This window comes from Hydrogenophaga palleronii NBRC 102513, from assembly GCF_001571225.1.
Taxonomy (GTDB): Bacteria; Pseudomonadota; Gammaproteobacteria; order Burkholderiales; family Burkholderiaceae_C; genus Hydrogenophaga; species Hydrogenophaga palleronii.
On record NZ_BCTJ01000010.1, the window covers coordinates 122749 to 131264 of the forward strand.

Annotated in this window: 8 protein-coding genes; 3 read left to right on the forward strand and 5 right to left on the reverse strand. The window is 69.1% G+C overall.

What is annotated here, in order from left to right:
* Window positions 1-37 precede the first annotated feature (37 nt).
* From glcF to glnK, 5 genes are all read right to left on the reverse strand, one after another.
* Window positions 38-1300, reverse strand: coding sequence for a glycolate oxidase subunit GlcF (glcF, locus tag HPA01S_RS09720; protein ID WP_066269340.1), 1263 nt, complete (start codon window positions 1298-1300; stop codon window positions 38-40).
* Window positions 1301-1316: 16 nt separating this feature from the next.
* Window positions 1317-2444 carry a glycolate oxidase subunit GlcE gene (glcE, locus tag HPA01S_RS09725; protein ID WP_066269342.1) on the reverse strand — a complete coding sequence of 376 codons (1128 nt, stop codon included), beginning with the start codon at window positions 2442-2444 and terminating at the stop codon, window positions 1317-1319.
* Window positions 2445-2528: 84 nt separating this feature from the next.
* Window positions 2529-2774, reverse strand: a complete 246-nt coding sequence (locus HPA01S_RS09730; protein WP_066269347.1) for a hypothetical protein — start codon at window positions 2772-2774, stop codon at window positions 2529-2531.
* Window positions 2775-2957: 183 nt separating this feature from the next.
* Window positions 2958-4373 carry an ammonium transporter gene (gene amt, locus HPA01S_RS09735; protein WP_066269348.1) on the reverse strand — a complete coding sequence of 472 codons (1416 nt, stop codon included), beginning with the start codon at window positions 4371-4373 and terminating at the stop codon, window positions 2958-2960.
* 32 nt (window positions 4374-4405) lie between these two features.
* Window positions 4406-4744: a P-II family nitrogen regulator gene (glnK, locus tag HPA01S_RS09740; RefSeq protein ID WP_066269352.1), complete on the reverse strand. Its 339-nt coding sequence runs from the start codon at window positions 4742-4744 to the stop codon at window positions 4406-4408.
* Window positions 4745-5075: 331 nt separating this feature from the next.
* On the opposite strand from glnK, the gene HPA01S_RS09745 reads away from it, so the two are divergent.
* The 3 genes from HPA01S_RS09745 (at window position 5076) to HPA01S_RS09755 (ending at window position 8452) form a co-directional block, all read left to right on the forward strand.
* On the forward strand, window positions 5076-6650 hold the full coding sequence (locus HPA01S_RS09745) for a YifB family Mg chelatase-like AAA ATPase (protein ID WP_066269354.1): 1575 nt from the start codon (window positions 5076-5078) through the stop codon (window positions 6648-6650).
* A gap of 34 nt (window positions 6651-6684) precedes the next feature.
* Window positions 6685-6912 (forward strand): hypothetical protein, encoded by a 228-nt coding sequence (locus tag HPA01S_RS09750; protein ID WP_157084955.1) that lies wholly within the window; start codon window positions 6685-6687, stop codon window positions 6910-6912.
* Window positions 6913-7012: 100 nt separating this feature from the next.
* Window positions 7013-8452 carry an NAD-dependent succinate-semialdehyde dehydrogenase gene (locus HPA01S_RS09755; RefSeq protein ID WP_066269357.1) on the forward strand — a complete coding sequence of 480 codons (1440 nt, stop codon included), beginning with the start codon at window positions 7013-7015 and terminating at the stop codon, window positions 8450-8452.
* Window positions 8453-8516: the final 64 nt, after the last annotated feature.

Below are 8516 nucleotides of genomic sequence, written 5' to 3' on the forward strand. Positions count from 1 at the left end.
GCCCCTGCTGACAGCGTGCTGGCAGCAGCCTGTGCGGTCAGCCGGTGAGCGCCTCGTCCAGCAGCTCGACCCAGTGCCGCACCGGCGTGCTGGTGCCGCTCTGCAGGTGGGTGATGCAGCCGATGTTGGCGCTGGCGATCACCGCGGGCTGCAGCTCGTCCAGGTGGCCGAGCTTGCGGTCGCGCAGGGTGTGCGCGATCTCGGGGTTGAGCACCGAGTAGGTGCCGGCCGAGCCGCAGCACAGGTGGGCTTCGTTGTTCGCCACCTGCACGGTGAAACCGAGCGCGGCCAGGTGTTGCTCCACACCGCCCTTGAGCTTCTGGCCGTGCTGCAGCGTGCAGGGCGGGTGGAACGCCACCACGCGCGCGGCGTCGGGCGCCTGCTGGAGCTTCGGGCGCAGCAGCGGCACCAGCTCGGGCAGCAGCTCGCTCAGGTCGCGCGTGAGTGCGCTCACGCGCGCGGCCTTGGCGGCATAGGCCGGGTCGTCCTGCAGGATGTGGCCGTACTCCTTCACCGTCACGCCGCAGCCCGAGGCGTTCATCACGATGGCCTCGACACCGGCGGTGGCGTCCGGGCCCTTGCCGCCCTCGCCTTCGATCAGCGGCCACCAGGCGTCGATGTTGGCGCGCATCTGCGCCTTGCCGCCGTCCTGGTCGTTCAGGTGGAACTTCACCGCGCCACAGCAACCGGCTTTGGGCGCGAGCACGCCCTGGATGCCGGCGGCATCGAGCACGCGCGCGGTGGCGTTGTGGATGCCGGGCATCATGGCCGGCTGCACACAACCGGCCAGCAGCAGCACGCGGCGCGCATGGGTGCGGGTGGGCAAGGGGCCGGCGGCACGTGGCGCGGGCACCTTGTCCTTGAGCACGCCCGGCAGCAGCGGGCGCACCATCTGCCCGAGCTTCATGGCCGGCGCGAACAGGGGCGAGGTGAGGCCTTCCTTCAGCGCCCAGCGCAAGGCTTTTTCGCTGGCCGGGCGCGGCACTTTTTCGTCCACGATCTGGCGCCCGATGTCGACCAGGTGGCCGTAGTCCACACCACTCGGGCAGGTGCTCTCGCAGTTGCGGCAGGTGAGGCAACGGTCCAGGTGCAGCTGCGTCTTGCGCGTCGGCTCGGCACCTTCGAGCACCTGCTTCATCAGGTAGATGCGGCCACGCGGGCCGTCGAGTTCGTCACCGAGCAACTGGTACGTGGGGCAGGTGGCGGTGCAGAAGCCGCAGTGCACGCACTTGCGCAGGATGGCCTCTGCCGCGCGGCCATCGGCACGCGCCTGGTATTCGGGGGAGAGCTGGGTTTGCATTGCGGCGTCCGTTTCGTCAGCCCATGCGGCCAGGGTTGAAGATGCCGGCCGGGTCGCAGGCAGCGCGCAGGCGCTGCGTGATCGCGGTGATGGCCGGAGAGGTGCGGTCGAAGCGCGGCACACCGGGCGCGCCATCGGCGCCGGCGCGGAACAAGGTGGCATGGCCGTTCACTGCAACAGTGGCGGCGCGGATCTGCGCGGCGGCGCCGGCAGGCGCCCAGAGCCAGCGCTGCGCACCCTGCCACTCGATCAGTTGTGCCCACGGCAGGTCCAGCACCGGTGCGGTCTGCGGCACGGACAGGCGCCACAGGCTCTGGCTGGCATCGGGGCTCTGGAAAAACGGCAGGCGCTGGTCGCGGCAATCGGCCCAGTCGGAGGCCGCCTGCGCGTTGTCCATGCGCGTGCCCGCGGCCTCGCGCGCCAGCCGCTCGCAAGCGGACTCGACCGCCGCCACCGCGCCGCGCAGGCGCACGAAGAGCAGCTCGGGTGCGTCGGCCAGCGTGCTGTCTTTCACCCAGCAGGAGGCGTTGATCGGCAGCGGCTGGCCGCCCCAGCGGTGCAGCTGTTCCAGCGCGTCGTGCTGGCCGAGCGCAAACACCAGCGTGGCCTCGGCCGGCGCCACCGGCATCACCTTCAGGCTGAGCTCGGTGATCAGGCCCAGCGTGCCCATGGAGCCGCCGAGCGAACGGCTGATGTCGTAACCGGCCACGTTCTTCATGACCTGCCCGCCGAAGGTGAGCAGCTCACCAGCACCGTTGACGAAGCGCGCGCCGAGCACGTGGTCGCGCACCGAACCGACGCTGGCGCGCGCCGGGCCGGTGAGGCCGGCCGCCACCATGCCGCCCACGGTGCCACCGGGGGCGAAGTGCGGTGGCTCGAACGGGAAACACTGGCCACGCTCGGCCAGCACGGCCTCCAGCTCGGCCAGCGGCGTGCCGGCGCGCACGGTAACCACCAGCTCAGTGGGCTCGTAGCTCACGATGCCGGCCCAGCCACGGGTCGACAGCGGCTCGCCCGTGCCGACGGGTTCGCCGTAAAAAGCCTTGGTGTTGCCACCGACGATGCGCAGCGGCGCGCGCGCGGCGGCCGCGTCACGGACCCGGTCGATGAGCTCGCCGGGGTGTTCTGGGGGTGGGGACGACATGGCAACGATGGTAGTCGCCCGTCCTCGCGCCGGTTTTGAATTTTCTGCACAGCCGGCTGCAATCCAGCCGGCGGGCCAGCGTCGTCAGCGGCTGGCGTAGCCCAGGCACATGCCGGCGTTCGGCCGCCCCTTGCACTCGCGCGTCAGGCGCTTGGCACGCGCGGCCGGGCTTTCTTCGGACGGGGCCTTCAGAAACTTCACGCTGCCCGCGGCTTTGCGGGGCGTAGGGTGATGGGTTCCGTGGTTGGCGCCTTGGTTGGCCGCCTGCACGCCCAGCGTGGCACAAGTGAGCACGGCGGCGGCGAGCAGCCGCATGGTGGTTCCGGACATGGGTTCTTTCCTCCTGAATGTTGTGGTGTCCCGCCCCGCATCTTAAGAAAAGCGCAGGCGAAAAAAAACCCGCGTGCCGGGTGGCAGCGCGGGTTGAACATCCAAAGGAGACTCGGTGTCAGCGTGGCGGCGGTATCGGTCTGGTGAAGACGGTCAGCGCGCCACGCTGGAGACTCGGGAGGCTCAACGGTTGTAGGCCGTTTCGCCGTGCGAGGTGATGTCCAGGCCTTCGCGTTCGGCTTCTTCGCTGACGCGCAGACCGACCATCATGTCGACGATCTTGTAGGCGACGAACGAGACCACACCCGACCAGACGATGGTCAGCAGCACGCTCTTGACCTGGACCCAGATCTGGGCGCCCATGACGTAGTCGTCACCCTTGACACCACCCAGGCTGGCGGCGGCGAACACTGCGGTCAGGATGGCACCAACGATGCCGCCGACACCGTGCACGCCGAACACGTCGAACGCGTCGTCCGCACCCAGCAGCTTCTTGAGGCCACCCACGCCCCACAGGCAGACCAGGCCGGCGATCAGGCCGAGGGCGATCGAGCCCATCGGGCCGATGAAGCCGGCGGCAGGGGTCACGGCGACCAGGCCGGCAACGGCACCCGAAGCGGCACCCAGCATCGAACCTTTGCCCTTGTGCAGGGCTTCACCCGCAATCCACGACAGCGTGGCAGCGCCGGTGGCCAGGATGGTGTTGATGAAGGCCAGACCGGCCAGGCCGTTGGCCGCACCGGCGGAGCCGGCGTTGAAACCGAACCAGCCCACCCACAGCAGGGAGGCACCCACCATCGTCAGCGTCAGGCTGTGCGGGGTCAGGGCTTCCTTGCCGTAACCGATGCGCTTGCCCACCACGTAGGCACCCACCAGACCGGCGATACCGGCGTTGATGTGCACCACGGTGCCGCCTGCGAAGTCCAGTGCGCCGTCAGCGCCCAGCAGGCCACCGCCCCAGACCATGTGGGCCATCGGGATGTAGCTGAAGGTGAACCACAGCACGCAGAACAGCAGCACGGCGGAGAACTTGATGCGCTCGGCGAACGAGCCCACGATCAGCGCGCAGGTGATGGCGGCGAAGGTCGACTGGAAGGCCACGAACACAAACTCGGGAATCGTCGGCAACAGGCCCGACAGCGTGTCCGGCGTGATGCCCATCAGGAACACCTTGTCGAAGCCACCGACGAACTTGCCCTCACCCGCAAAGGTCAGGCTGTAGCCGTAGGCGCACCACAGGATGGTGATGAGCGAGAAGATCACGAACACCTGCATCAGCACCGACAGCATGTTCTTGGAACGGGCCAGGCCGCCGTAGAACAGGGCCAGGCCGGGGATGATCATCAGGATCACCAGCATGGTGGAGGTCAACATCCAGGCGGTGTCGCCGGTGTCGAGCGCGGGTTCTGCGGCTTCAGCAGCCGGAGCCACTTCGGCCACGATCGTCGTGGACTCCACAACGACAGGCGCCGCAGGAGCAGCTTCGGCGGGCGCCGTGACGGCGGGTGCTTCGGCCGGTGCCGCGGTCTGGGCGATGGCGTTCAGGCCGCCAAAGGCCAGGCCCATGCCCAGGAACAGGGTTGCAATGAGTTTTTTCATGTTCGTGATCTTTCTTGTTCAGGGGCGGCGGATCAGAGCGCTTCCTTGCCGGTTTCACCGGTACGGATACGCACCACCTGTTCCAGATCGGTGACGAAAATCTTGCCGTCGCCGATCTTGCCGGTGCGCGCAGCGGCTTCGATGGCTTCGATCACGCGTTCGACGAGGTCGTCGGACACGGCGGCTTCGATCTTGACCTTGGGCAGGAAATCGACCACGTACTCGGCGCCGCGGTACAGCTCGGTGTGGCCCTTCTGGCGGCCGAAGCCCTTGACTTCGGTCACGGTGATGCCTTGCACACCCATGCCGGAAAGTGCTTCACGCACCTCGTCCAGCTTGAACGGCTTGATGATGGCTGAAACCATTTTCATGCTGTGATTCCTCTTGTAGAACGGATGGGTGCTCAGGCCTTGGGGGGCCGAGACCGCGGTTTGCGGGGACAGCCATGGGAACTTCCATGGCCCGGATTCAATCGCTTACACCCCGAAGCACAGACCGTGCCAGACCTGCCTGCCCTACCCCCCAGGGTTCAAGCCACGACAGCCCTCTACAGTGATTCCCCCAAGCCGCCGGGCACCGCCCGGTGTGACCGTGCCACGCCGCGCACCCCAAACGCGTGCGCACCAGCGCGGTGCCATGTGATGTCCGGGGCGTCCGCGCCGTCGCAGACCCGGAATGCACCGAAACAGGGAGCCGTTCAAGATGAGTCTCGCATTGGTGCACAGCCGGGCCCTGCTCGGCCTGACCGCCTGTCCGGTCTGCGTGGAAGTCCACCTGGCCAACGGTTTGCCCAGCTTCACCCTGGTCGGCCTGGCCGACACCGAAGTGAAGGAAGCCCGCGAGCGCGTGCGCTCGGCCATCGCCAACGCCGGGCTGGAGTTCCCGTCCAACAAGCGCATCACCGTCAATCTGGCGCCGGCCGACCTGCCCAAGGACTCCGGCCGTTTCGACCTGCCGATTGCACTCGGCATCCTGGCCGCCAGCGGCCAGATCGAACCCGCACGGCTGGCCGGCTGGGAGTTCGCGGGTGAGCTGTCGCTGGGTGGCGAACTGCGCCCGGTGCGCGGCGCGCTCGCCATGAGCCTGGCGCAACATGCGCGCGCGCAGGCAGACGGCGAAAGCCGAACAGCCCCCATCCAGCTCGTGCTGCCGCCCGGCAGCGCCGAAGAGGCGGCCCTGGTGCCACAGGCGCAGGTGTACCGCGCGCGCCATCTGCTCGACGTGGTGGCGCATTTCCTGCCCGAGCGCGCCGCTGCCGCAGCCGACGCGGCGGCACCTGCCGACGACAGCGGCTGGTGCCGGCTGGCCCCCACCACCATCACCGCATCACCTTCGGGTGCCGACCTGGCCGACGTGAAAGGCCAGGCGGTGGCCAAGCGCGCCCTCGAAATCGCCGCCGCCGGGGGCCACAGCCTGCTGATGGTCGGGCCACCCGGGTCCGGCAAGTCCATGCTCGCCCACCGCTTCGCCGGCCTGCTCCCGGCCATGAGCACGCAGGAAGCGCTCGAGTCGGCGGCCGTGGCCTCGCTGGCCGGGCGCTTCACACTCGAACACTGGGGCCAGCGGCCCACCTGCGCGCCGCACCACACCGCCAGCGCTGTGGCCCTGGTGGGTGGCGGTTCGCCGCCGCGGCCGGGAGAGATCTCGCTCGCCCACCACGGAGTGCTGTTCCTCGATGAACTGCCGGAGTTTCCACGTGCTGCCCTCGAAGCCCTGCGCGAGCCACTGGAGAGCGGGCACATCCGCATCTCGCGCGCGGCCATGCAGAGTGAGTTCCCGGCGCGCTTCCAGCTCATCGCCGCCATGAACCCCTGCCCCTGCGGTTTCCTGGGCCACCCCACCCGCGCCTGCCGCGACACGCCCGACCAGATTGCGCGTTACCAGGGCCGGCTCAGCGGCCCGCTGCTCGACCGCATCGACCTGCACGTGGAAGTGCCGGCGCTGCCGCACGACGACCTGCTGCACGGCGTGGCCGGTGAACCCAGCGCCGCGGTGCGCGAGCGCGTGCACCAGGCGCGGCAAACCGCAGAAGCCCGCCAGGGCAGCCCCAACCAGACACTGGCCGGCCGCTCACTCGACGCCCACGTGAACGCCGAACCCGCCGCCCTGAAGTTTCTGCAAACCGCCGCCGCACGCCTGGGCTGGAGCGCGCGCAGCACCCACCGCGCACTGCGCGTGGCCCGCACGATTGCCGACCTGGCGGGTGAGGATGCGGTGGGCGTGGGGCATGTGGCCGAGGCGGTGCAGTACCGGCGGGTGTTGAAGGGTGGGGGCTGAGAACGTCGGCAGCATCAGATGGCTGCTGTTGTCGATGAATCACATCCAGGACGCACACTTTCAAGCCAAGTCCTTCTGCATTCAGACAAAGGCCCTGCGCAACACGCTGGACACGCTCGCCCGGTGTTACCGCGAGGCCCGCCCCGGCGACGAGGTGGCCCTGATGACCGGCCTGGCGGCACTGATCTCGCCGGCGCGCAACGGCTGGCAGGCCGAGAAGCTGCAGTCGCCGCAACTGCAGTTGCAGTGCCTGCCGCTCTGAGCCGGCACCACGCCCGCGCGGCAATGTCCCCGCCCCCCGCCCGGCCGCGGGGCAACTGTTATGGTTTCCGTCTCTCACCCCCGACCACTGCAGGAGACGCATGACCTACCCCCATACCCAACTGTTCATCGACGGCCAATGGCGCGACGCCCTCGCCGGTGAAACGATGGCAGTGTTCAACCCGGCCACCGGCCAGGAAATCGGGCGCGTGGCGCATGCGCGCGTGGCCGACCTGGACCTGGCCCTGGCCGCCGCACAGAAGGGGTTTGAAACCTGGCGCGACACGACCGCGGTGGCGCGCGCCAAAGTCATGCGCACCGCGGCCGGCCTGCTGCGCGAGCGCGCTGGCGACACCGCGCGCCTGCTGACGCAGGAGCAGGGCAAGCCGCTGGCCGAGGCCAAGGGCGAGGTACTGGCCGCGGCCGATGTCATCGACTGGTTCGCCGAAGAAGGCCTGCGTGTGTACGGCCGCATCGTGCCCTCGCGCTACAACCTCGCCGTGCGCCAGCTGGTGCTGAAAGACCCGGTGGGCCCGGTGGCGGCGTTCACGCCCTGGAACTTCCCCGTCAACCAGATCGTGCGCAAGCTCGGCGCGGCCCTAGCCACCGGCTGCTCGATGATCGTGAAGGCCCCCGAAGAAACCCCGGCCGCGCCAGCCGCACTGGTGCGCGCCTTTGCCGACGCCGGCCTGCCGCCCGGCGTGCTGGGGCTGGTGTACGGCACGCCCGCGGAAATTTCCAACTACCTGATTGCCCACCCGGTGATCCGCAAGGTCACCTTCACCGGCTCCACGCCGGTGGGCAAGCAGCTTGCCGCGTTGGCCGGCCAGCACATGAAGCGCGTGACCATGGAGCTGGGCGGCCACGCGCCGGTGATCGTGGCGGAAGACGCCGACGTGGCGCTGGCGGTGAAGACCGCGGGCGGTGCCAAGTTCCGCAACGCCGGCCAGGTGTGCATCTCGCCCACGCGTTTTCTGGTGCACGAAAGCATTGCCAAGGAGTTCTCGGCCGCGCTGGTGAAACACGCGAGCGGCCTGGCCGTGGCCGATGGCACGACCGAGGGCGTGCAGATGGGCCCGCTGGCCAACCCGCGCCGCCTCACCGCCATGGCCGAGTTCACGCAGGACGCACTGGAACGCGGCGCCACGCTGGCCACCGGCGGCGCGCGCATCGGCGAGACCGGCCACTTCTGGCAACCCACGGTGCTGACCGATGTGCCGCTGGACGCACGTGTGTTCAACGACGAACCCTTCGGCCCGATGGCCGCGGTGCGCAGCTTCAAGACACTGGACGAAGCCATCACCGAAGCCAACCGCCTGCCCTACGGCCTGGCCGCGTATGCCTTCACCAAGTCGCTGAAAAACGCGGAGCATCTGATGCGCCGTGTGGAGGTGGGCATGTTGTGGGTGAACATGGCCGCCATGCCCTCGGCCGAACTGCCCTTCGGCGGCATCAAGGACTCGGGCTACGGCACCGAAGGCGGGCCGGAAGCGCTGGAGGCTTACCTGAACACGCGGGCTGTGGCGCTCATGAACGTCTGAGAGCGCAGCGGAGCGCAACGCCCGAAGCAGTCCCCTCCAGGGGCAGCAAGGGTCCGGCTCCGCC

Coding starts and splice junctions, on each gene's coding strand:
- glcF (WP_066269340.1), bottom strand. CDS start 1,300: ATGCAAACCCAGCTCTCCCCCGAATACCAGGCGCGTGCCGATGGCCGC.
- glcE (WP_066269342.1), bottom strand. CDS start 2,444: ATGTCGTCCCCACCCCCAGAACACCCCGGCGAGCTCATCGACCGGGTC.
- HPA01S_RS09730 (WP_066269347.1), bottom strand. CDS start 2,774: ATGTCCGGAACCACCATGCGGCTGCTCGCCGCCGCCGTGCTCACTTGT.
- amt (WP_066269348.1), bottom strand. CDS start 4,373: ATGAAAAAACTCATTGCAACCCTGTTCCTGGGCATGGGCCTGGCCTTT.
- glnK (WP_066269352.1), bottom strand. CDS start 4,744: ATGAAAATGGTTTCAGCCATCATCAAGCCGTTCAAGCTGGACGAGGTG.
- HPA01S_RS09745 (WP_066269354.1), top strand. CDS start 5,076: ATGAGTCTCGCATTGGTGCACAGCCGGGCCCTGCTCGGCCTGACCGCC.
- HPA01S_RS09750 (WP_157084955.1), top strand. CDS start 6,685: ATGAATCACATCCAGGACGCACACTTTCAAGCCAAGTCCTTCTGCATT.
- HPA01S_RS09755 (WP_066269357.1), top strand. CDS start 7,013: ATGACCTACCCCCATACCCAACTGTTCATCGACGGCCAATGGCGCGAC.